This window comes from Rhizobium sp. YJ-22, assembly GCF_029601685.1.
Lineage (GTDB): Bacteria > Pseudomonadota > Alphaproteobacteria > Rhizobiales > Rhizobiaceae > Metarhizobium.
Genome location: NZ_JARRIR010000001.1, coordinates 471,699 through 493,138 on the forward strand (window position 1 = coordinate 471,699; position 21,440 = coordinate 493,138).

Here is a 21,440-nt window from a genome sequence, read left to right on the forward strand (position 1 = left end):
AAACGGCCCGCACGGGAACGTGAGGCCGTATTCAAAAACATCGAAGGAATTGGCGCGCGGTCAGAAGCCCGACTGGACGCGGGAGAACACCAAATTGGTGAACAGCGAAATCTGGCCGCCGATGAACGGCGCCGTGATCCCGACGGTGATGAAGATCGCGACGATCTTCGGCACGAAGGTGAGCGTGATTTCCTGGATCTGGGTCAGCGCCTGGATCAGCGCGATGACCAGGCCGACGACCATGGCCACGAGAACCGCGGGGCCGGCCGCGACGAGCACCGTCCAAATAGCCGCCTGCACGATATCGAGGGCGTCGGCTTCATTCATCAGGAGTCATTCCCATCGGTTTGCGGGCCCATCGCTTTGCGGGCCGCATCCGCGCCGAATCGCCGGCGCGGATCGTTTCATACCATCATTCTACCGCATGGCGGGCCGGCCTGCCAGTCCGCCGGGGACGGCGTCAGCCCGTGGTGTCGCTATCGCCGGTATTGCCCGAGCCGGTATTCGTCGACGAGCCCGCGCCGGACGTCGCGTCGGCGGCCGAGGCGGAATCGCTCTTGGAATCGCTGGAGCCGCCGAGCGGGGTCGGCTTCGAACCATCGGTAATGGTGATGCCGGGCTGGATCAGGATCTTGCCGCCTTCCTTGGTCAGGGCGACGAGACCGTCCGAATAGACCTGCACTTCCTGGACGACGCCGACGACCTTTTCGTCGGCGCTCATCATGGTCTTGCCGATATAGCTGGAGGCCTGGGTCAGCGACTGGGAGCGGATCAGGCTTTCCAGGTTCTTGTTCTGCTGCACCGATTGCTCGACCTGCGAGAAGGTGGCGAGCTGCGTCACCTGCTGCGTTGCGTCCATCGGGCTGGTCGGATCCTGATTCTTCATCTGGGCGATCAGCAATTGCAGGAAGCTGTTGTAGTTCAGCGAAGCGGCCGATGCCGCCTGCGTCGCCTTGCTGCCCGTCGTCGTCGGTGTCGTCGTATTGTTGGTGACGCCGCCTACCGCCATGGTGCGATCTCCTTGCGGATCTGCTCGATGGTCGCCGGCGCCATCTCGTGATTGTTGAGGATGCGATCCTCGGTCGGATAAAGCGAGCGGATCGCCTTGAGGGCGTCGAAGGCGCGGCCGGAGGAGACGAGGCCGTCGATACGCTTCAGCTCGGCCAGCACTTCCTCGTCCTTGAAGCAGTTGAGCAGCATGATGACCGACTTGCGGAACATGGCGAGCGACTGCTCGGCGCCTTCCGGATTGATCAGCATCATCTGGGCGATGAAGTAGAGCTGACGCAGCGGCGTCGTCGCGTCCTCGGGCTGGAGCACGTGGTTTTCCAGAAGGAAGGTGACATCGTTCAGGAATTCCAACGCAACCTTGCGGTCGACCCGCAACACCGCTCCATTGATGAAAATGCGCTCGCCGGATTTGAGCGAAATGCGTAGGGTACTTTTCATTTAAGTCCATCCCTGATGATGGTGGTTACGTCGATAATGCCTTGAAAATTGTCGGACTGGCGTTTCCTGATCCGGTCGCATTCCTTGAGAATCCAGATGGCGATGGATATCAGGTTGGCCCGAAGCTCGGTATCGAGCTGGTTTTCAGGCTGTTTCAAGTCTTCAATAAAACGAATCCAGATGCGGCGCGTATAGAACAGGGCCTCGATCGCTTCCCGCGAATATTCCCGCTTGTCGCGCGCGGCGCCCAGCAGTTCAATCGAGCGGTTCAGGACCTGCCGTTCACGGTCCTTGGCGTCGGCGACGCCGTCCTCCATGATCTCGGCATATGAAAACTGGTACATTCATGCATCCTTCATTTTCACGTTCTTTCCTTTTGCATCAAAGGAAATTGACCAGGCTCAACTGCTGTATTCTCGCTGTCAGCGTGTAGGAGGCATCGACCAGCGACAGAAGGCTCTTCAGGCGCGAGGCCACCTCGACCGTATCGACGCCTTCGAGATCGCCGAGATATTTGGTGATGATCGTCTGCTGGGATTCGAGCGAATCGCTGGCCTTCTTGACCCGCTCCTCGGACAGGCCGAGCTTGCCCTGCATGGCGGTGATGCCATTGGTGCCCTGATAAAGCTTGTCCTGGGAAAATTTCTGAACCGCGTTCCGCGCGCTCGGAGGCAGGGATGCATCCATGAATTCCAGCGCGACAGCCGATCCAAGCACCAGCTTGCGCATCGATTGCTCATTGGTGTTGACGGAGGTCTGAACCACTTCGCCCTGCGTGATGCGGCTTTGCGTGTTCGTATCGCTGGCGTTGGAGATATTCGCTTTCCAGTACGCGTCGCTGGTGAACGTCGCCTCGACCTGCGACAGGAAGGTCGACATCTGGCTTTCCGTGATCTGCGACTTGCTGGCGATGCCGTTCGCCGTCATGAAACTGGCCAGCTCACTCTGCAAGAAGGACGAGGTGCTGGAAAGGGCGGTATCCTTGAGAGGCTTCACATCGGTGTTGATGCCGGAAAAAAGATACTCACCGTTGCTCGAAAAATTGGCCTTCTCAACGATGGAATTCAGGTAATTCTGAATGGACGTCTTCGACGTCGCGAGGCTCTGGCTGTCTTCGTTGCCGCCAAAGGCGAGAACGGTGTTGAGAATTTCCTGTCCCGAAGCCGCCATGTCCTTCAACGCCGCCTGGGAGGCGCCGAGGCGCGTCGTCACCAGGCTGTTGGAGGTGTTCAACGCCTTCAGGCGGTCGACCTCACGATTGAGATCGAGGCTCTGGGCCGTCTTGGCGCCGAGCGAAATGCCCATGTCGTAATGCTTGCCGGAAACGGATTCCGCCTGGGCAACCACCAGTTCCTTCTGCGTCTGCGTCATCGTCATTCGCAGCGCATTGGTTATCGACAGGTTCGAAATTGTAGAAGTCTTCATGACTTAACTCGCGATGGATAGGAGTGCCTTCAGCATTTCGTCGACGGCATTCACCAGCTTCGCCGACGCCTTGTAGGATTGTTCGATGTCGAGCATCAGCGACATTTCTTCGTCGAGACTGACGCCGGTGACACTGGAATAGGCTTCGGTCGTGCGTGACAGCAGGGCCGATTTGCTTTCTGCCGCAGCATCCGCGCCGCTGCGATAGGCCTCGAGCCAGCTCACCGACCGGGTCGAGAACTTCATGATGCTGGTCGTGCCGTCGAGGCCGCTCGTGGTATCGAAGCTCTGGTCGGCGTCGAGGCCGGTTTCATATTTGTCGAGCAGCGTCGAGAAGCCGGCGTTGTTGCCGGTGTTCTGGCTGACGGCCGCCGCATTCACCGTGCCGTCGCGCAACCGTGTCGGATCGTCGATGGCGCGCTGCGCCACCTGGATCGAGGCCGCGATGCCGGGAACGATGGTGCCGGCAGCCGGAACCGTGCCGCCCGACCAGGTGAACAGCCCCGGCACCTTTGTGCTGCCGGCATTCAGTTCGGCAAAGCTGGTGATCAGGCCGCGCGCCACTTCGTCGAGCTGTTTCTGGAAGGTCGGCGCGATTTCGTCGCGCACCTGCAGCAGCGCCTGAAGCGAACCCATGGCAGAGGTGCTGGACCCGCCTCCCGCGGTCAGCGTCACGCCATCGATCTTGATGGCGTTGCCAGCCGTATTCGCGTCATAGGCGGGCCTGGGCGTGAATTCGACCTTACGCGGCGTCTTGTCGAACAGGGCGATGCCGCTGGTGGTGTAGAGCGCCTGGCCGTTGTTCTCCACCGCCATGGTGGAGACGCCGACGATTTCGGAAATCTGCTTGAGCAGGCCCTCGCGCACGTCGAGGCCGTCGCTCGGGTCGTCGCCGAGCGCCGTCGCTCGCGTCACCGCCTCGTTGGCGACCTGGAACTGGGCCAGCAGGCCGTTCAGCTTGTCGACCTGGGTGGCGATCTGCGAATCGGCATCTGTGCGCACCGCCTGCACCGCCTTGGAGGCGGTGTTCAGGGAGTTGGCGACATCCTTGGCGGCGTTGATCGCCGCCGCGCCGAGAATCTGGTCGTTCGGCTTGTTGGCATAATCATGCAGTGCGGTCTGGAACTTGCCGAGATAGGCCGACGGCGCCGATTCGTTGTCGTTGCCGCCAAGCACCGATTTGATGTCGGACAGGCCCTTCAGCAGGGCCTGCTGTGCGCTGTTCTGCGAGGTCGACGACAGGATCTGGCGCAGAAGCATATCGTTCTGCGCCCGTGTCGTCGACATGATCTGGGCGCCGTAGAGCGACGTGGTGGTGACAGACGAACGTCGCACATAGTCCGGGTTCTGGGCATTGGCCATGTTCTTCGAAACGGTCTGCGTCTGCTTGCCCGTATTGTTGAAGATGGCCTGGGCCGTATTCATGGCCGAAGTGAGCGACATAATCTACCTACCAATCGATCCGATTAACGCTTCAGGTTCACGAGAACGTCGAGAATATCGGCGCCGGTCTGGAAAACCTTGGAGTTTGCCGTGTAGGTGCGCTGGGCCTCGATCATCTCGGTCAGTTCGTTGGCGAGGTCGACGTTCGACGCCTCCAGCGAACCGGAGACGATCGTGCCGACGCCAGCCTGCTGCGGGATGCCGAAGGTGGCGTTGCCCGAGCCCGACGTCGCCGAATAAACGTTGCCGGTCGAGACTTCCAGTTCGTCCGGGCTGGCGAAGGTGGCAAGACCGACGACGCCGAGCGATTTCTTGGTGCCGTTGGCATAGACGGCGTAGACCGTGCCGTCCTTGTCGACGCGCACATCCTGCAGCGAGCTGGAAGCGCTGCCGTTGGCGGCGATCTTCGAGAAGCTGTCGGAGGCGAGCTCGGTGACCTTGGTCATGTCGAACTCGATGGCGTTTTCACCGGTTGCGGCAATGCCGCCGACGCCGATCTTCTGATCGTTGCTGACCGTGCCGGCCGCGTTCGTGATGGTCTTGATCTTGTTGGTCGACGGGTCGAATTCGATCGTCAGCGTATCGACCGTGCTGCCGGCGGTGACTTCCGGATCGTAAGCCGGCTTCTTGAGATCGATATCGGTCTTGATCTCCGCGGTCCACGTGCTGCCGGTCGTGCCGGTCGCGTCAGCGGTCTTCTTGTAAGTGATGGTATAGATACCCTTCTCACCATAGTTGCCTTCGTAGAAGCTGACGGTGGAGGTAAATTCGGGGTTGTCGGCTGTCTTCAGACGCGAATCGAAGTTGGCGTTCATCGTGGCCGAGGAGGACGCGACCTTGGTCAGCTTGTCGGCCTCGACGATGATCGGCTGGTATTGGCCGGGATCGCCGGCGGCGGCGGCATCCGGAGCGGCCAGCAGCGTGAAGCCGGCCGAATTGATCAGCGTCGACTTGTTGTCCGCGGTCTGCTGGATGCTGAACGAACCGTTACGGGTGTAGTACTTTGCGCCGGTCGGATCCTGGACGTAGAAGAAGCCATCGCCGCTGATGGCCAGATCGGTCGTCGAGCTGGTGGAAACGAGCGCGCCCTGCTGACTGATCGAATTGACGACGCTGGTTTGCACGCCGCCGGAATTGTAGACGCCATCGGTCGAGGGGAGGACGAACGAGGAAAACGCGGTGGTGACCTTCTTGTAGGCCGTGGTGTTCGAGTTGGCGATGTTGTCGCCGACAGTGCCGAGACGGTTGGCCTGGGCGTTCATGCCCGAGACGGCGGTCTTCATCGTGCCGAATATGCTCATTTGGGATCCTCGTTTCCTTATGATTTTCGAGTGTAAGGAGCGGGCCTTGCGTGAAGCTGTCTGTTATCCGCAATTCGCAACATCTCGGAAAACGCGCTGCGCCGGGGGAAACCGGCGCACATTTCATTCCCAGTCGATGCAGTAGCCAAGGAACCGCTTGGAATCGATGGGATCGAAGTCGAGCTTCTTGCGCAGCTTCTTGCGCAGCTTGCTGATATGGCTTTCGACGACGTTCTCTTCGACTTCCTCGTCGAAGATGCCGTAGATGGCGTTGAAGATCTGGGTCTTCGAGACGCGGCGGCCGCGATTGGCGACCAGATATTCCAGGATTCGGCGCTCACGGCGCGGCAGGGGGAAGACATCGCCCTTGATTTCGGGATCGCGCCCGTCCGAAAAGACGCGGATCGGGCCGATATCGGTGAAGCTGGTGATCGCCTTCAGGCGACGGCGGATGGCCGCAGCGCGGGCCAGGATCTCACGCGGATGTACCGGCTTGCGCACGACGTCGTCGACGCCGCAATCGAACAGCGCCAGCGTCGCTTCCAGCGACGGATGATCGCTGACCGCGATGACCGGCGCCATGGACCGGTCGCGAATGGCGCGCGGCAGTTCCAGCGCGCGTTCGCCCTGGCCGATCAGGAAGGCTTCGACAGCCGCGATATCGGAGTCGGCGGCGGTGTTGACCCACTCGCCGAATTCACGGGGATCGAAGCCCGTCGAAGGAATGCCTTCTCTGCCAAAAAGGGAAATGTAACCGTCTTTTACGAGCTCACGCTCATCAACCACTACGATCATTCGTCCGCCTCCGAATCATTGTGGTACCTCGATGAGGAAGACCGTACGGAGCGGGAGACTCACCAACAATTCTAGGAATTGAGTGGCGGAAATTAATAGTAGATTAACCCTATCGCTGCGATTTGCCCTATATCTAGTGGGAGCAGGAAGTTATGCACACAAATTTTTATCGGAAAGGTTAACGTGCGGTTAATTGTCCCTTTTTGGAACGAAAAAGCAACATCGTAAACGGCTCTCCGTAGCGGACCGGGCCAGTCGTCCGGAATACAGCTTAAAATTGTTACGCCTTGCAGAATTGCCGCGCCGGTCCCGTCCACTGGCCATAGCCCGTGGCGACCAGATTGGCGATGACGCGGCAGACATATTTCTTCTGCGCCGGATCGTTGTTCGGCCCTGCGTGATAGCGCGCCACCGCCATCGTCCAGGTTTCATGCCGGTCGTGAAGCTGCCGCAGGAAGCGGGCGGCATAGTCGACATTGCGGCGCGGATCGAGCATGGCGTCGACCGAGCCGAACTGGTCGCCGTGATAGCGATGATTGATCTGCATGCATCCGAGATCGATCAGGGTCGCGCCTTGCGCCTGCGCGGCCGCGAACTGGCGGAGTGCTTCGCTACGCGACGCCGGGAAGGAGGCCCTGCCCTCGACATTGAGGGCGTAGGGCTGGAGGGATCCGCGGCGGCCCGTCTCGGTCAGGCCGACGGAATAGAGAATGCCTTCCGGTATGCCGTAGCGGGCGGCGGCGGCCTGGATTTCGCGCTCGCAGGCATTGCCGCCGGCGCTGGCCGGATCAGATGTAGAGAGCGCCAGTGCCAGCGCCGCCAGGGCCGGCGACAGCACGCGTCTGCGTGTCATCGCCCATAGCGTCGCCGCCACGCCAGTTCTGTTGCGCTGCATGTCTGTCATCCCTGCGGGGTGAGGCGCCGCCGTCCTGAGCGGCCTGCTGGCCGAAAGCGGCATTCTGGCCGTTGGTCTGCGTGCCGGAGGAATCGGTCTTGTCGGAGGGCGAAACCAGCGTCACCGTCACCTGATCGACGGCAAAACCCTGGGCGCGCAGCGAATCCACGAGACCACGCTGGTCGTCGGTGAGCTGGCGATAGGCCGCCACCGTCTCGACCGCCAGATCGACGCTCAGTTCGTCGCCGGCCAGCCGCATGGTGGCGGTCACCGTGCCGAGCGTCATCGGATGGATCTGGATCTTCAGGGTATTCACCACCTTGCCGGTGCTGGCCATGGTCGCGGCGTTGGAAAGCGCACTGCTGGGTTGCATGGCGCTGGTCCATTCGGCATCGCCGCCAAGCGCGCTGACGATGGTATTGCTGTTCTGGGACAGGGCGAGATAACGCCGGGAATCGACCACGGTGACGGCCTCCACGGGGCTGTTGCGCGGCTCGCGCCCGGTCTCCTTGCCGCCGTCGCCAATCACCATGTCGAGCCGCTGGCCACGGCCATCGGCGCGGCTGAAACGAAAGGTGCGTCCGCCCGGCGCGGGCGCCTCGGTCTTCGCCTCGCCTTCCCCGTCCTCGGCGGCTTGCGGCGTCGCGCCTCCCTTGCGGGAGCCGACATGCCCTATGCCGTCGTCCGGCTTGGCAGTACCCGCTTCGGCTTTGTCCGGCATGACGTGGGCGGCAAGCGCGGCGACCGGCACATCGGACTTCGCCGCCGACTGCAGGGCCTTGTCTACAACGGCGGCCTTGTCGTCCGTCGGCGCGGCCTCGGCACCATCGGCAGCTTGTAGCAATGTCAGGGCATCGGACTCGGCGGAACCCGGCGCGCCGGCAGACTTGCCGGCGGCGGCTTTTCCATGTGCCGGGTCTGCGCCCGCAGTCTTCTGGCCCTTGCGGGCACGGCTGGTCTTTTCGTCGCCGGCAGCATGTGGCCGGGTCTGGACGGCGTCATCGGAAACGCTGTCCGCCTCGTCGCTCAGCGGCGCATCCTGACCTGCCGGCCTCAGGCTCTTCGGCAGCCTGGCGATGCCCGCCTGACCGGCGGCAAGGCTTTCCGACGTTTCCGGCTGGCCGGTCGCGGTGGCCGCGCCCGTCTGTGCGCTGGCGCGACCGGTCATGCGAATATCGATGGCCGGGCGGCGGCCGGGCATCGCGGCGTCCCTATCGTCCTCGGACGCCGATTTGCGCTTGTCGGTCTCGGTGGGGCGGGAGCGGGCGTCGTCGGCATGGCGGGCGTCGGCGGGCGACCGGTCATTGCCATCGCGGGCGCGCTCCAGCGCGCTGCCGAAGCTGGCCTTGTCGCCGGCTGCATCCTGCCTGTCCGCGGGCCCACCCCTGCGGGCCGCAGCCGATGCATCCACTGCCGGTAACCCGGCGCCTATTCCCGTATCAGCCATATTATTTGCCCTCTTGCAAAAGACTGTCGATCTGGGCGAGCTTCGATCGGCCCTTGCTGACGAATTCATCGATGCCGGCATTGGCATCCTCGGCCTGCGCCACAGACTTTTCGTCAACCTTCGGCTGCCCGGCATGCGCCGTTTGCGAATCGGCGGTTGCCGGCCCCTCCCCCGGCGTTGTCGCAGCATCGACTTGAGCGAGGCTATTCGGATCCGGTTTGCGCAGAACCTCGTCGCCGACGAATTTCGCGGCTGCCCGCAGCGCCTGGTCGCGCTGCGACAGCTTTTCGTCGGAAATGCCGACGAGATCATTGACGATGCGCCCGACCTCCGGGCTGGCGAGATTGGCAAGCCCGCTATAGAGATCGACTTCGCCGATGCTCTTCAGTCCTGGCGCCAGGGGAATCTCCTCGGCGCGCGCAGACGCCATCCTGGCGAGCTCGGACTTGCCGACAATCGCCGCCTTGCGGGCGATACGCAGATAGGTTTCGCGCTTGCGGTCATTGTCCATCGAAGCGAGGATGCCCTCGATATCGGCGTCGGCGACCTCGCCGTAATTGTCCACCGCCAGCATCACGAACAGGTCGGCGAACTGGCTGGCATAGGGCGAGTGCAGGAAGCGGCGGGCATAACGGTTGGCATAGCCCAGACCCGCCTCGACCATGCCGCTGCCGGCAGCGATCGCCAGAGAGCGGCGCAGCGCCGCTTCCTCGACATTGGTACCGGGCGCCGCCAGCCGCGCGAAATCGTAAAAGCCAAGCGCCGCCTTGGGGTCGCCGGGCAGCGCCGCACTGGCGCTGACCAGCGCCAAATAGGGACCGATCCTGCTATCGCGATATTCGGGCATCATCTCGGCCAGCGGTTTGGCGACCAGCGCCGCCTTGCCGCCCAGATATTTGCGCAGGGCATCGGCAACGCGATTGTCGAAATAACCCTCGACATCCTTGCCGACGAGGAATTCCAGCGTCGCCGGATTGCCGCCGCTCATTGCATAGATCAGTGCCGCGTCGACATTGCGCGGGTCCTCGAAGACATCCGAGCCAGCGGTGCGCAAGCGCCTGTCGAGCGAGGCGAGCATGAATTTCTGCATCTCGGCAGCAGCATGATCGCCGCCGACGACGGAATCCTGCACGAATTGCAACGAGCGCAGCATCTTGTAGGGCGCCAGATCCTCCGGCGCCTGAGCCTGCGCCATCGTCGCGCCAGCAAGACCGAAAAGCGTGGCGGCCAGCAAACGAAGCGTGTGGGTTCGCCGCATCCTCATCATCCCTGGGGTGCCTGCAACAGGATCTCGATGCGGCGGTTGGCATCCGCCAACGGATCGGCCGGAACCTGCGGGCGACGGTCGGCGAAGCCGGAAATCTGCTGAACGCGCTTCTCCTCCAGTCCGCCACGCACCAGCATGTAGTAAGCACTCTGCGCACGGCTGCTCGACAATTGCCAGTTGTCCATGGCGCCACCCTTGAAGGGACGCGCATCGGTATGGCCGCGGATCAGCACCGCGCCCTTGCGCTCGTTGAGCAGCTTGCCGATCTTTTCCATAGCGACCACCATTTCTTTGCGCGGCACCGCCGAGCCGATGTTGAACATCGGCGTGTTCTGCTGGTCGGAAATGGTCAGGAGCAGGCCGCCTTCGGTCGGCGTGACCAGCAGGCCCTCAGCCAACTTGCCGCCGGTGCCGCCGACGGCATCCTCGATGTCCTTGCGCAGGTCGGCCGCCTGCTGCTTGCGCTCGTCGGAGATCTTGCTCTTCCTGGCGTCGGCTTTCTCGGTCTTGTCCGCCGGCGCCGCCTCCGCTGCGGCGTCCTTGTCTTTATCTTTATCCTTGTCCTTGTCGGCCGGCTGGGCGGTCTGGTCCTGCTGCGCTTTTTGATCCTCAGACTTCGTCTGATCCTCGGGCTTGACCGCAACCTCGGGTTTCACATCGGCCGGCTTGACCTCCGCCATCGCCGTCTGCTGCTCCCTGGCGTCGCTCTGCTTGGCATCCGTCGCCTCGACCTGCTTCGACCAGAAGTCCGGATCGAAGGGATCGCGATAGGCGTCGCCGCCTTGCGCGCCGGTGGACGGGCCTGAATCGGACGCTCCGCCCTCGCCCTTGGCGCTGACATTGGCCTGCTGCCCGACTTCCTGGGCGATTTCCGCGAGCACCGCGTAAGGGTTTTCGAAATAATCGGCTTCGGAATAATTCTTCTGCTCGCCGGAAGCGGCCGTCTGGTCCTCGCCGGTGGCGGCGGCCGCGCCGATCGTCGTGCCGTCGGCCTTGACCTTCGAGCGCTCGTTGCTCTCCTCGCCATCGGACTGCTCCGTCGGCTTCTTCAATCCCTTCTGGGCCGGCTTTTCATCGGCCAGCTTGATCGGGTTGAAATAGGTGGCGACCGAGGCCTTGGTCTCCTCGTTGGCGGCATTGACCAGCCACATCACGAGGAAGAAGGCCATCATGGCGGTCATGAAGTCGGCATAGGCGATCTTCCACGCGCCGCCATGGGCGCCGTCGTGGTCGCCACCATGCTTCTTGACGATGATGATCTCGTTCTTGCCGTGGTGATGGTTCTCGCCGTCGCTCATTCAAGCACCTTCTTCAAACTGGCGGCCCAGGCCGAGATACGCGTCACCAGAACGCTGCCATCGATCTCCACCGTCAGGTCGAGATCGGCGCTGTCGATGTGACGCAGGAGAGCGGCCTTTTCGCCCATCCGCGCCGTGAGCATGTCAAAAAGTCCGCTCGGGCCGCGCACGACGATCTGCGCCACCTCGTCGTCAAGCAGGGCCTTGCGGATCGCGTCGGCGATATCGGCGACCGCCTTGGCGGCGATCGCGTCCGACAGCAGCGGCGCGACAATCAGACCGGTCTGCTCTGCGATGGTCTTGGACACCGCGGCCGCCATCTCGTTCACCTTGACGACGATCACTTCGGCGGTCTCGGCGCCGTGCGCCTCGCGCAGCGCCTCGATTTCAAGGCGATGCGCCTCGGCAAGCTCTTCGCGCTCCCTCGCAAACCGGGCTTCCAGATCGCGCACCGCCGCCTCGTAGCCTTCGGCATGGGCCTCGCGCCGGATGGTCTCCGGGTCGGGCGCCGCCGGCTCGGGAAACGACAGCGACAGGTCGTCATCGAGGCCGCCGTCGAAGCCGGACGGGATGTCCGCCACCTGCGGCGCACTGAAGTCCTTGAGATAATGAGCGAGAGAAACCGTCATCTTTCCCCACCACCCCTGCTCTGGCCGTCGCTGCGCTTCGCTCCCGCAACGAGAGCGGCGTCTCGCCCCATTTCAGCAATCATTCCCATCCGCTCATCCGGCCTGTCTCGTTCCCGGGCTTCGCTTCATCGCCCGGGTCTTGTCCCATATGGTCCTTGTGACCTTAGGCAGCCAAACTTGTGCGAGGATAAACGCGTTGGACCGCGCCAGGGCAGTGCGCGGTCCAACTTTTCCACCCATGCCGATGACCGGTGACATGGGAGAAGCCTTTGTTTCCGCCAGAGCCCTCGCACGTACCGTTTAACGTGTGGCGCCCGGCACGGCTCCGGTCAGCCGCGGCTCGTGCTACTTGAAGAGCTGGAGGATGTTTTCGGCATTGGTATTGGCGATCGACAAGGCCTGGATGCCGAGTTGCTGCTGGGTCTGGAGCGCCTTGAGGCGGGTCGACTCCTCGTTCATGTCGGCATCGACCAGCCGGCCCACGCCCTTCTCGATCACATCCATCAGCGTGGCAACGAAACCTTCTTGCAGATCGACGCGCTTCGTGATCGCGCCAAGCGTCGAGGCACTGTCGGTAAGCTGCGCCAGCATCTTGTCGACGGCCGAGATCATGTTGTCGATATCGGCATCGGTCGTCGAGGTCGTAAGCTTGACTTCGTTGGCGCCGGTGGTAGCCGTGGAGCCGGCGGGCAACATCAGATACCAGGTTTTCGTCGTAGTCGCCGTGCCGGTGCCGGAGGTGATAGAATAGGCCTTGGTCAGCAGGCCGCGGCTGACATCCTGCTTGTCAACCAGGACCGAGGTCGCGGTGTCATAGGCAAGCGTGGTCACCGAGACGCTGCCATCGGCAGAACGGTTGAACGAGGCGACGATTTCCTTGGTGCCGGGCGCGGTGGCGGCCTCGTTATAGAGCCAGTTTTCGCCGGAGAAGGAGGCCGATTGCGCAATCGAGAGAATCTGGTTCTTGAGCTCGGAGATTTCCTTGTCGATCTTGGTCTTGTCGACACCCGGCTCGCGGGCGGCGACGAGTTTCGACTTGATTTCGGTGACGACATCGACGGCTGACTTCAGGCCGGTATAGGAGACGTCGGTCTTGGCCGCACCGAGACCGAGGGCATCCTGGACGGTGGAGAGCGCGCTGTTGTCGGAGCGCATCGTCGTGGCGATCGACCAGTAGGCGGCGTTGTCGGCAGCGGTCTCGACCCGGTAGCCGGAGGAAATCCGGTTCTGCGTCGTGTCCATGTTCTTGTTGATCGCGCGGAGGGTCTGCAGGGCCGCCATTGCGGCCGTGTTCGTCAGAATGCTGGTCATCTTATGCCCCATCTGGATTTCGGGACATACCGGATTTCAAGGTGGGACCGGTAACGGCGGAGTGCCTCATGCTTGCTGGCCGCGTGTTTGCCCTGGCGGCCAGCCCGACGCTGTTAACGAAGTCTTAAGGAAGATTTGGTTAACAAATGGTTAACGTCAGATGGTTTTGCGCATTGCACTTGGAAATAACGCGGAAAACCGCGCCCCCACGAGGGAGGCGCGGCCTTCGAGATCGGCGGATGGCGGCGGTTTTATGCCGCCATGGCGCGCTTAGCGGAACAGCGACAGGATGTTGTCGGCGCTGGTGTTAGCGATCGACAGGGCCTGGATGCCGAGCTGCTGCTGAGTCTGGAGCGCCTTCAGGCGGGTCGACTCTTCGTTCATATCGGCATCGACCAGGCGACCGACACCCTTGGTGATGGTGTCGCTCAAATCCTTGATGAAGTTGTTCTGCAGGTTGAGGCGGCTGTTGGTCGCGCCGAGGGTCGCGGCCGCGTCCGTCATGTCCTTCAGCATTGCATCGACGGCGCTCATCATGCCTTCGACGTCGTCGCCGGAGGTGGCCGATGTCAGAGCGATCGTCGTGGTCGGAGCCGTACCGGTGCCGACATAGAGCAGGTTCCAGCTCTTGGTCGTCGTGGTCGTGCCGCTCGGCTGAACAACGCCGGTGTAGGTCTTGGTCAGCAGGCCGTTCGCTGCGGTACCGGAGTCGATCAGAACCGACTTAGAGGTATCGTAGTCGATGGTCTTGATCGAGACCGTGCCGGTCGACGAACGAACGAAGGAACCGACCATCTGCTTGGTGCCGGGCGTGCCGGACGTGTTGTACAACCAGTTTTCACCCGAGAAAGCGGAGGACTGCGCGATTGAGCCGAGTTGGTTCTTGAGTTCGGTCAATTCCTTGTTGATCTTGTCCTTGTCGACGCCCGGCTCCTTGGCGGCAACAAGCTTCTTCTTGATTTCGGTCACGACGTCGATGGCGGCGTTCATGCCGGTATAAGCGGTATCGGCCTTTGCGGCGCCAAGACCGATGGCGTCCTGAACGGCGGCGAGCGCCTTGTTGTCCGAACGCATGGTCGTTGCGATGGACCAGTAAGCGGCATTGTCCTGTGCCGACTGGATGCGGAGACCGGAAGAGATGTTGCTCTGGGTCTTTTCCATGCTGCTGTTGATGCCACGCAGCGTGTCAAGAGCGGCGATTGCAGCGGAATTCGTAATAATACTCGTCATTGATACTGCCCCTTCTGGACTAGATAAAACTTAAGGGCATACCGGACTTGAACTACCGGCAAACGGCACCAGCTTCATGCACACCAACCACCGCAATACTTATTGGTCAGCCCACCGTTTCGATGTCTACATCTAATCTTATTAAGGTTAACGAAGCATAAAAGGGTTGATATTTTTCAATAAAATTTCGTTAACATTATTTATACTTATTAGAAAATTCTTTAATACATATTTCAATCGAAGAATAAATTGAAAATGCCTCGCCGACTGGAGCCGGCGAGGCATGTTTGCATGCGATACTTTATGCGTGTCCGGCTTACTGGCGGAACAACTGCAGGATATTTTCGGAGTTGCTGTTGGCGATCGAAAGCGATTGGATGCCGAGCTGCTGCTGAGTCTGGAGCGCTTTCAGGCGGGTCGACTCTTCGTTCATGTCGGCATCGACCAGGCGACCGACACCCTTGTCGATGGTGCCGATCAGATCGGTGACGAATTCTCCCTGCATGTCCAGGCGCGTCTTGGTCGCGCCGAGCGTCGCGGCTCCGTCCGTCAGATCCTGCAGCATCATTTCCACGGCCTTGATCATGCCATCGAGCGAGTCGGAAGACGTCGAGGATGTCAGGGCGATGACCGTGGTCGGGGTCGTACCGGTGCCGGTATAGATCAACGACCAGGTGCCGGTCGTGGTCGTCGTGCCACTCGGCTGGTCCAAAACCGAGTAATCCTTCGTCAGCAGGCCACGCGAGGCCGTATTGGTGTCGATCAGGACTGACTTGGAAGTATCGAAGCTCAACGTCTGGATCGAAACGGTACCGTTGGCGCTGCGAACGAACGAGCCGACCATCTTCTTGATGCCGAGCGCAGCCGACTGATCGTTGTAGAGCCAGTTTTCACCGGAGAAAGAAGCCGACTGGGAAATCGACTTCAATTGCGACTTCAGTTCGGTCAGTTCCTTGTCGATCTTGGTTTTGTCGACGCCCGGTTCGCGTGCCGCGACCAGCTTCTTCTTGATTTCGGTCATGACATCGACCGAGGATTCCAGTGCCGTGTAGGCGGTATCGGTCTTGGCCGCGCCGAGTCCGATGGCGTCCTGGACGGCGGAGAGAGCCTTGTTGTCAGAACGCATGGTGGTCGCGATCGACCAGTAGGCGGCGTTGTCGGATGCGGTCTGGACGCGCAGGCCGGAGGAAACGCGCGCCTGCGTCATTTCCATGTTGTTGTTGATTGAGCGTAAGGTGTTCAGCGCTGCCATTGCGGCTGTATTGGTCAGAATGCTCGACATAGAATTTGCCCCTTTTTCGGATCGGCTAATGGAGGGACATTCCGGACTTGTTACCGGCAACGGTGAGCGACATCATGCCAATTAATTCGCTTTGTTTATTGATTAATTCACCGTTCGTATGGCGCTAGATGACACGATTATGGTTAATAAAACGCTAAATGAAAAATTGACGTCGAAGGAATATCGACACAGACCAAAAACGCAGAAAACCGCACCCGAAGGTGCGGTTTTCCCGAGACGGTTCGCTGCGGACGTGCCGCGAGGCGATTAAGTCTTAACGGAACAGCGACAGGATGTTGTCGGCGTTCGAGTTGGCGATCGACAGGGCCTGGATGCCGAGCTGCTGCTGAGTCTGGAGCGCCTTCAGGCGGGTCGACTCTTCGTTCATGTCGGCATCGACCAGGCGACCGACACCCTTGGTGATGGTGTCGCTCAGATCCTTGACGAAGTCGTTCTGCATGTTGAGGCGGCTGCTGGTCGCGCCGAGGGTCGCGGCCGCGTCCGTCATGTCCTTCAGCATCGAATCGACGGCGCTCATCATGCCTTCGACGTCGTCGCCGGAGGTGGCCGATGTCAGAGCGATCGTCGTGGTCGGAGCCGTACCGGTGCCGACATAGAGCAGGTTCCAGCTCTTGGTCGTCGTGGTCGTGCCGCTCGGCTGAACAACGCCGGTGTAGGTCTTGGTCAGCAGGCCGTTCGCTGCGGTACCGGAGTCGATCAGAACCGACTTAGAGGTATCGTAGTCGATGGTCTTGATCGAGACCGTGCCGGTCGACGAACGAACGAAGGAACCGACCATCTGCTTGGTGCCGGGCGTGCCGGACGTGTTGTACAACCAGTTTTCACCGTTGAACGAAGAAGACTGCGCAACCGAGCTGAGCTGGTTCTTGAGTTCGGTCAGTTCCTTGTTGATCTTGTCCTTGTCGACGCCCGGCTCCTTGGCGGCAACGAGCTTGGACTTGATCGCGGTCACGACGTCGATGGCGGCGTTCATGCCGGTATAGGCGGTGTCGGCCTTTGCTGCGCCAAGACCGATGGCATCCTGAACGGCGCCGAGCGCTTTGTTGTCCGAACGCATGGTCGTCGCGATCGACCAATAGGCAGCGTTATCCTGCGCAGAGCCGACCTTCAGGCCCGACGAAATCGTCGCCTGGGTTTTCTGCATGCTGTTGTTGATGCCACGCAGCGTGTCAAGAGCGGCGATTGCAGAAGCGTTGGTGATGATGCTGGTCATGGGATTGTCCCTTTGAGTACGCAAAAACAAAGATGAGGGACATACCGGACTGAATATTTACCGGTGATGACGGCTCGGCTTCATGCCACTCGGTTTCGTTTTTTACGTGAAACCAAACCCGTCATGTGAGGATCAAACTAGCCCTCACATCTTGCAAATCAATTAACTTCGCAACCTCGCAAAAATCACCCCGATTTATGGTTAACAACACGTATACGCCGGGAATCCAGCGTAACGCTTTAGAACAAGTCTTTGAAATAAATCAGGAAAAAGAGCGGACCAGACTGCCGACCAGAAGGTTCCAGCCGTCGATCAGCACGAAGAACAGGATCTTGAACGGCAGGGAAATGGAGGTCGGCGGCAGCATCATCATGCCCATGGCCATGGTGATCGTCGCCACGATCAGGTCGATGACCAGGAAAGGCAGGATGATCAGGAAGCCGATCTCGAAACCGCGGCGGATTTCCGAAATCATGAAGGCGGGCACGAGGACGCGGTAATCCACCTTCTCGTTGGTGACCACGCTCTGGCCGCGCTCGCGGGCGATATCCATGAACAACGCCATGTCCTTTTCGCGGGTGTTGGCGGTCATGAAGGCGCGGAAGGGTTCGGCGATGCGTTCCACCGCCTGCGCCTCGGTCAACTGGTTCTGCAGCAGCGGCTGCACGCCCTCCTGCCAGGAGCGGTCAAGCGTCGGGGCCATGACGTAGAAGGTCATGAACAAAGACAGGCTGAGCAGGATCATGTTCGACGGCGTCGTCGCCAGACCCATGCCGGAGCGCAGGATCGAGAAGGCGATGACGAAACGCGGGAAACTCGTGACCATCACCAGGATGCCCGGCGCGATCGACAGCACGGTCAGGAGGCCGAAGGTGCGGATGATCCACGCCGCCGCCGAGCCGTCGACCGGGATGTTCAACAGGTCGGTCGGCAATTGCTGGGCAAGCGCGATGCCCGGCAACGCCATCATGACGCCGAAGAGGGATAGAAATCGAATCATTCGATCACAAAGGTCCTGAACATGACCTTGGTTACCCGTCCCTGGGAGCGCAGGTCAACACGCTCCTGAATGTCATCCCGAAGATACTGGAAGCCGCGAGGCCCCTCGATCTGCTGCAGCGACACGGTGCGCAGATAGGAGAGGATGTCCTGATGCACGTCCTCCGAAACCTTCACGTCCGGCTTGTCCTTGAACATCAAGGCGACTTCGAGGCGGACCCAGTTTTCGGAAGGATAGGAGAGGTTGGTGGTGATCGGTTCGAGCTGCACGACGCCGTTCTCGGCGGTCGAGATATGCGGCAGCCCCTCCCCTTCCTTCTTCTCGCCCTTCTTGCCTTCGGCGGCGGCCTTGGCTTGCTCGGCCGCTTTTTCCGCCGCGATCGTCGGCTGCAGCTTGTTGGCGAGCATGCCGCCGATGAACCAGCCGCCGCCGGCGCCGAGCGCCGTCACGACGACGATCGCCAGGATCGCGGGCATTGCGCCGCCCTTCTTCTTGGGGGCTTCGTCCTTTTTTTCCGCGTCCGCCATGGATCACCTGCTGTCGTCTTCGGGGAAGCGCGCCCGGCCCCCGGGCGCGCCGTCTTCTTGGGGATCAGATCGGCGAGAACAGGTCGACCGCCTGCTGGCCGACCGGCGGCTGCTGCACTTCGGTCAGGCGGCCACGGCCGCCATAGGAGATGCGCGCCTCGGCGATCTTGTCGTAGGAGATGATGTTCTTGGCATCGACATCCTGCGGCCGGACGATGCCGGCGACGTTGAGAATGCGGATCTCGTGGTTGACGCGCACTTCCTGGGAGCCGCTGATCACCAGATTGCCGTTTTCGAGAACGCCGGTAACGACCGCCGCGACCAGCAGGGTCAGCTTTTCCGAGCGCTTGGTCGAGCCCTTGCCCTGGCTGTCGGTATCGGAATTGTAGCCGATCTTGGAATCGCTTTCCGGCGTCCAGCCGAAGATCTGCGCGCCCACCTTCCAGCCGATATTGCTCTTGTTCTGGCGGTTGCGCTGGGTCTCGTTGTCGAAATCGGCCTTGTCGTTGATCTGGATGTTGACCGTCATGATGTCGCCGACATTGATGGCGCGCGCGTCCTTGAACAGGGCGGCCTGCGAATCGTGCCACAACGAATAGCCGCTGGACATGGCCGCCGGCTGCTTCGGATACATCGCCATCTGCGCGGTCTGGCCATATTGCAAGCCGCTGCCGATCGGGCTCATCGAAGGCGCGTTGCCGATTTCCTTCACCGTCTGGCTCTGGCAGCCGGCGAGCAGGCCGGCGGCCAGCAGGGCGAAAATGGGCTTGTTCATGACGGATCCTTCGAAGTGGTCGGGTCTGCCGCCTGCGACATGATCGAGGCGACCATGGCGGCCTTTTGCGGCTCCATCTCGGCCAGGATCAGGCCTGACTGGCGCGCCGGCAGGCGCATGACGATGGCGGCGGCGAGGATGGGATTCATTTCGGCGAGCTGCGGCGCGGCGGCATCGGCCTTCATCGTCTTGAAGACGTCGACGAGGCTGGCTTCGGCCCGCTTCATGAAGTCGTTGCGGCGCTTCAGCCAGTCCTCGTATTCGGCGCGGCGCTTGTCGAGCTCGGCCATGCGGGCATCGACATCCGCCTGCAGCTTCTCCAGATCCTGCTTCTGCAGCAGGTAGCGCTGGTCGCGGGCGGCATCGGCGATGTTGGAGCAATATTGCTTGATCTCGTCCTGCGAGCTCATCTCGGTCAGCGGCTTGATATGTTCCTGCGCGAAGGCGCCGGGAATGGCGGCGCCGGCGAGCAGGCAGGCGCTGAGCAGCAACCGGAAGCGCAGCGTGGTCTTCTTCCTGGAAATTACGGATGTCATTGGACCACCAGCTCCGCCTGCAATGCGCCGGCCTGTTTGATGCCTTGAAGAATGGAGATGATGCCGTCCGGCTTGACGCCGATGCTGTTGAGGCCGTTGACCAGCGTGCGCAGGTCGGGACCGTTGAGCACCGCGACCTTGTCGCCGGTCTTCTGGGTGACGATGTCGGTCTGCGGCTGCACCGCGGTCACGCCGCGCGAAAAGGGCTCGGGCTGGATGATCTGCGGCGTCTCGGTGACCTGAACGGTCAGCGTACCGTAGCTGACGGCGACCTTGGAGACACGCACGTCGGCGCCGATGACGATGGTGCCGGTGCGTTCGTTGACCACGACCTTGGCCGGCGTGTCGGTCTCGACGACCAGGTTCTCGATGTCGGCCATCAGGCGGGTGAGATCGGCCGAGGCCGGCTTCATCACCGCGACCACCTGGGAATCGCGTGCTTCCGCGATGGCATTGCCGAAATGACGGCGGCCATAGGCGTTGACGGCATCGGCGATGGTGACGGCGGTGGTGAAATCCGGGTTGCGCAGCTGCAGCACCAGATTGACCGAATCCTTGAATTTCGAGGGCAGCTCGCGCTCGATGATGGCGCCGTTGGCAACCCGGCCGGCGGTGGTGACGCCTTCCTGGACGCTGGCCGCCTGTCCCTGCGCCGAGAAGCCGGAAACGACGACCGAGCCTTGGGCCACGGCATAGATCTGGCCGTCGGCGCCCGAGAGCGAGGTCATGACCAGCGTGCCGCCGCGCAGCGAGGTGGCGTCGCCGAGCGAGCTGACGGAAATGTCGATGCGGCTGCCGGGGCTGGCAAAGGGCGGCAACGTGGCGGTGACCATGACGGCGGCGGTGTTCTTCGCGCTCGACTGGCCGCCCTGCGTGGAAATGCCGAGATTCTGCAGCATGGCGCGCATGGACTGTTCGGTGAACGGCGAGGAGCGCAGGCTGTCGCCGGTGCCCTGCAGGCCAACGATCAGGCCATAGCCGATCAACTGGTTGTCGCGGCCGGCCTGCAATGCGGCGATGTCCTTGATGCGCGAGGAGACCGCGCCGGCGGGAGCCGCGACGAGCAGGCCCCCCGCCACCGACAGGATCGTCAAAAGGAAACCGAATTTCTTCATTTGGCCACCACGTGGATTGTCCCGTCCTGCATTACCGTGCCGTTGACGATGACGCCGGAATCGAGATTGCGCACACGGATGACATCGCCGATGGCGGCATCCGCGAGCGGACTGCCGGCCGCAGAGATCACCAGCGTGCCGAGCTGGAAGGTGAGGCGCACATTCGAGCCGCGCGTCACCGCATAGGGTTCGCGCAGCGACGAGAGCTGGATGGTGCGACCTGGCAGCAGGGTGCGTTTCGACACCATGCCCTGAACCTCCGCTACACTGCGCGCGTAGCCGCCGGCCAGGTTGGGATTGGTGACCTCGACTTCCTGCACGCGGGAAGCGGCGATTTCCTCGCCCGGATAGATGATCGAGGTCGGCACGACGGCGAAGCCCATCTCGGCGCATGCCGGGCCGGCGACGGCGGCAAGGGCCGCCGCCAGACCGAAGACGGCCGCCTTGATCGAATTCTCGCGGCGAAACATCATGTTTGCCT

23 protein-coding genes are annotated in these 21,440 nt (G+C 61.6%); all 23 read right to left on the bottom strand.

Annotation, left to right across the window (positions count from 1 at the left end; genetic code table 11):
• Positions 1-60 precede the first annotated feature (60 nt).
• The 23 genes from fliQ to flgA all read right to left on the bottom strand — a co-directional run bounded on the left by fliQ (position 61) and on the right by flgA (position 21,432).
• A complete protein-coding gene (gene fliQ / locus P7F60_RS02215) occupies positions 61-327 on the bottom strand; it encodes a flagellar biosynthesis protein FliQ (RefSeq protein ID WP_277916062.1) in 267 nt (88 codons plus the stop codon).
• Between the two features lie 133 nt (positions 328-460).
• Positions 461-1,009: a flagellar hook assembly protein FlgD gene (flgD, locus tag P7F60_RS02220; RefSeq protein WP_277916063.1), complete on the bottom strand. Its 549-nt coding sequence runs from the start codon at positions 1,007-1,009 to the stop codon at positions 461-463.
• The gene (flbT, locus tag P7F60_RS02225; protein ID WP_277916064.1) at positions 1,000-1,449 is read right to left on the bottom strand and encodes a flagellar biosynthesis repressor FlbT; all 450 of its coding nucleotides are present in this window, start codon (positions 1,447-1,449) and stop codon (positions 1,000-1,002) included. Before flbT ends, flgD begins: the two co-directional genes overlap by 10 nt.
• A complete protein-coding gene (flaF, locus tag P7F60_RS02230; RefSeq protein ID WP_277916065.1) occupies positions 1,446-1,793 on the bottom strand; it encodes a flagellar biosynthesis regulator FlaF in 348 nt (115 codons plus the stop codon). The genes flbT and flaF overlap by 4 nt, the downstream gene beginning before the upstream one ends.
• Positions 1,794-1,830: 37 nt before the next feature.
• Positions 1,831-2,874 carry a flagellar hook-associated family protein gene (locus tag P7F60_RS02235; protein ID WP_277916066.1) on the bottom strand — a complete coding sequence of 348 codons (1,044 nt, stop codon included), beginning with the start codon at positions 2,872-2,874 and terminating at the stop codon, positions 1,831-1,833.
• 3 nt (positions 2,875-2,877) lie between these two features.
• Entirely contained in the window at positions 2,878-4,317 is a 1,440-nt protein-coding gene (gene flgK, locus P7F60_RS02240) for a flagellar hook-associated protein FlgK (protein WP_277916067.1), read from the bottom strand.
• Between the two features lie 23 nt (positions 4,318-4,340).
• Positions 4,341-5,618: a flagellar hook protein FlgE gene (locus tag P7F60_RS02245; protein WP_277916068.1), complete on the bottom strand. Its 1,278-nt coding sequence runs from the start codon at positions 5,616-5,618 to the stop codon at positions 4,341-4,343.
• Positions 5,619-5,741: 123 nt separating this feature from the next.
• Positions 5,742-6,413, bottom strand: coding sequence for a winged helix-turn-helix domain-containing protein (locus P7F60_RS02250; RefSeq protein ID WP_277916069.1), 672 nt, complete (start codon positions 6,411-6,413; stop codon positions 5,742-5,744).
• 280 nt (positions 6,414-6,693) lie between these two features.
• Positions 6,694-7,266, bottom strand: coding sequence for a transglycosylase SLT domain-containing protein (locus P7F60_RS02255; protein ID WP_277916070.1), 573 nt, complete (start codon positions 7,264-7,266; stop codon positions 6,694-6,696).
• Positions 7,202-8,719 carry a flagellar hook-length control protein FliK gene (locus tag P7F60_RS02260; RefSeq protein WP_277916071.1) on the bottom strand — a complete coding sequence of 506 codons (1,518 nt, stop codon included), beginning with the start codon at positions 8,717-8,719 and terminating at the stop codon, positions 7,202-7,204. The genes P7F60_RS02255 and P7F60_RS02260 overlap by 65 nt, the downstream gene beginning before the upstream one ends.
• 37 nt (positions 8,720-8,756) lie before the next feature.
• Positions 8,757-10,013: a chemotaxis protein MotC gene (motC, locus tag P7F60_RS02265; RefSeq protein ID WP_277916072.1), complete on the bottom strand. Its 1,257-nt coding sequence runs from the start codon at positions 10,011-10,013 to the stop codon at positions 8,757-8,759.
• A gap of 5 nt (positions 10,014-10,018) precedes the next feature.
• Positions 10,019-11,320: a MotB family protein gene (locus P7F60_RS02270; protein WP_277916073.1), complete on the bottom strand. Its 1,302-nt coding sequence runs from the start codon at positions 11,318-11,320 to the stop codon at positions 10,019-10,021.
• Positions 11,317-11,949: a hypothetical protein gene (locus tag P7F60_RS02275; protein ID WP_277916074.1), complete on the bottom strand. Its 633-nt coding sequence runs from the start codon at positions 11,947-11,949 to the stop codon at positions 11,317-11,319. Before P7F60_RS02275 ends, P7F60_RS02270 begins: the two co-directional genes overlap by 4 nt.
• A gap of 345 nt (positions 11,950-12,294) precedes the next feature.
• Positions 12,295-13,260: a flagellin gene (locus P7F60_RS02280; protein ID WP_277916075.1), complete on the bottom strand. Its 966-nt coding sequence runs from the start codon at positions 13,258-13,260 to the stop codon at positions 12,295-12,297.
• 270 nt (positions 13,261-13,530) lie between these two features.
• A complete protein-coding gene (locus tag P7F60_RS02285) occupies positions 13,531-14,490 on the bottom strand; it encodes a flagellin (RefSeq protein ID WP_277916076.1) in 960 nt (319 codons plus the stop codon).
• Between the two features lie 316 nt (positions 14,491-14,806).
• Positions 14,807-15,772 carry a flagellin gene (locus P7F60_RS02290; protein ID WP_277916077.1) on the bottom strand — a complete coding sequence of 322 codons (966 nt, stop codon included), beginning with the start codon at positions 15,770-15,772 and terminating at the stop codon, positions 14,807-14,809.
• A 274-nt stretch (positions 15,773-16,046) separates the two neighbouring features.
• Positions 16,047-17,006: a flagellin gene (locus P7F60_RS02295; protein WP_277916078.1), complete on the bottom strand. Its 960-nt coding sequence runs from the start codon at positions 17,004-17,006 to the stop codon at positions 16,047-16,049.
• 262 nt (positions 17,007-17,268) lie between these two features.
• Positions 17,269-18,006 (bottom strand): flagellar type III secretion system pore protein FliP, encoded by a 738-nt coding sequence (gene fliP, locus P7F60_RS02300; RefSeq protein ID WP_277916079.1) that lies wholly within the window; start codon positions 18,004-18,006, stop codon positions 17,269-17,271.
• Positions 18,003-18,533, bottom strand: coding sequence for a flagellar basal body-associated FliL family protein (locus tag P7F60_RS02305; RefSeq protein WP_277916080.1), 531 nt, complete (start codon positions 18,531-18,533; stop codon positions 18,003-18,005). The genes fliP and P7F60_RS02305 overlap by 4 nt, the downstream gene beginning before the upstream one ends.
• Before the next feature lie 64 nt (positions 18,534-18,597).
• Positions 18,598-19,308 (bottom strand): flagellar basal body L-ring protein FlgH, encoded by a 711-nt coding sequence (flgH, locus tag P7F60_RS02310; protein ID WP_277916081.1) that lies wholly within the window; start codon positions 19,306-19,308, stop codon positions 18,598-18,600.
• Positions 19,305-19,844, bottom strand: coding sequence for a MotE family protein (locus P7F60_RS02315; RefSeq protein WP_277916082.1), 540 nt, complete (start codon positions 19,842-19,844; stop codon positions 19,305-19,307). Before P7F60_RS02315 ends, flgH begins: the two co-directional genes overlap by 4 nt.
• A complete protein-coding gene (locus tag P7F60_RS02320) occupies positions 19,841-20,959 on the bottom strand; it encodes a flagellar basal body P-ring protein FlgI (protein ID WP_277916083.1) in 1,119 nt (372 codons plus the stop codon). Before P7F60_RS02320 ends, P7F60_RS02315 begins: the two co-directional genes overlap by 4 nt.
• Positions 20,956-21,432: a flagellar basal body P-ring formation chaperone FlgA gene (gene flgA, locus P7F60_RS02325; protein ID WP_277916084.1), complete on the bottom strand. Its 477-nt coding sequence runs from the start codon at positions 21,430-21,432 to the stop codon at positions 20,956-20,958. Before flgA ends, P7F60_RS02320 begins: the two co-directional genes overlap by 4 nt.
• Positions 21,433-21,440 lie beyond the last annotated feature (8 nt).

Bases quoted from the DNA above. Each gene is read 5' to 3' on its own strand.
- fliQ (WP_277916062.1), bottom strand. From the start codon at position 327: ATGAATGAAGCCGACGCCCTCGATATCGTGCAGGCGGCTATTTGGACG.
- flgD (WP_277916063.1), bottom strand. From the start codon at position 1,009: ATGGCGGTAGGCGGCGTCACCAACAATACGACGACACCGACGACGACG.
- flbT (WP_277916064.1), bottom strand. From the start codon at position 1,449: ATGAAAAGTACCCTACGCATTTCGCTCAAATCCGGCGAGCGCATTTTC.
- flaF (WP_277916065.1), bottom strand. From the start codon at position 1,793: ATGTACCAGTTTTCATATGCCGAGATCATGGAGGACGGCGTCGCCGAC.
- P7F60_RS02235 (WP_277916066.1), bottom strand. From the start codon at position 2,874: ATGAAGACTTCTACAATTTCGAACCTGTCGATAACCAATGCGCTGCGA.
- flgK (WP_277916067.1), bottom strand. From the start codon at position 4,317: ATGTCGCTCACTTCGGCCATGAATACGGCCCAGGCCATCTTCAACAAT.
- P7F60_RS02245 (WP_277916068.1), bottom strand. From the start codon at position 5,618: ATGAGCATATTCGGCACGATGAAGACCGCCGTCTCGGGCATGAACGCC.
- P7F60_RS02250 (WP_277916069.1), bottom strand. From the start codon at position 6,413: ATGATCGTAGTGGTTGATGAGCGTGAGCTCGTAAAAGACGGTTACATT.
- P7F60_RS02255 (WP_277916070.1), bottom strand. From the start codon at position 7,266: ATGACACGCAGACGCGTGCTGTCGCCGGCCCTGGCGGCGCTGGCACTG.
- motC (WP_277916072.1), bottom strand. From the start codon at position 10,013: ATGCGGCGAACCCACACGCTTCGTTTGCTGGCCGCCACGCTTTTCGGT.
- P7F60_RS02270 (WP_277916073.1), bottom strand. From the start codon at position 11,320: ATGAGCGACGGCGAGAACCATCACCACGGCAAGAACGAGATCATCATC.
- P7F60_RS02275 (WP_277916074.1), bottom strand. From the start codon at position 11,949: ATGACGGTTTCTCTCGCTCATTATCTCAAGGACTTCAGTGCGCCGCAG.
- P7F60_RS02280 (WP_277916075.1), bottom strand. From the start codon at position 13,260: ATGACCAGCATTCTGACGAACACGGCCGCAATGGCGGCCCTGCAGACC.
- P7F60_RS02285 (WP_277916076.1), bottom strand. From the start codon at position 14,490: ATGACGAGTATTATTACGAATTCCGCTGCAATCGCCGCTCTTGACACG.
- P7F60_RS02290 (WP_277916077.1), bottom strand. From the start codon at position 15,772: ATGTCGAGCATTCTGACCAATACAGCCGCAATGGCAGCGCTGAACACC.
- P7F60_RS02295 (WP_277916078.1), bottom strand. From the start codon at position 17,006: ATGACCAGCATCATCACCAACGCTTCTGCAATCGCCGCTCTTGACACG.
- fliP (WP_277916079.1), bottom strand. From the start codon at position 18,006: ATGATTCGATTTCTATCCCTCTTCGGCGTCATGATGGCGTTGCCGGGC.
- P7F60_RS02305 (WP_277916080.1), bottom strand. From the start codon at position 18,533: ATGGCGGACGCGGAAAAAAAGGACGAAGCCCCCAAGAAGAAGGGCGGC.
- flgH (WP_277916081.1), bottom strand. From the start codon at position 19,308: ATGAACAAGCCCATTTTCGCCCTGCTGGCCGCCGGCCTGCTCGCCGGC.
- P7F60_RS02315 (WP_277916082.1), bottom strand. From the start codon at position 19,844: ATGACATCCGTAATTTCCAGGAAGAAGACCACGCTGCGCTTCCGGTTG.
- P7F60_RS02320 (WP_277916083.1), bottom strand. From the start codon at position 20,959: ATGAAGAAATTCGGTTTCCTTTTGACGATCCTGTCGGTGGCGGGGGGC.
- flgA (WP_277916084.1), bottom strand. From the start codon at position 21,432: ATGATGTTTCGCCGCGAGAATTCGATCAAGGCGGCCGTCTTCGGTCTG.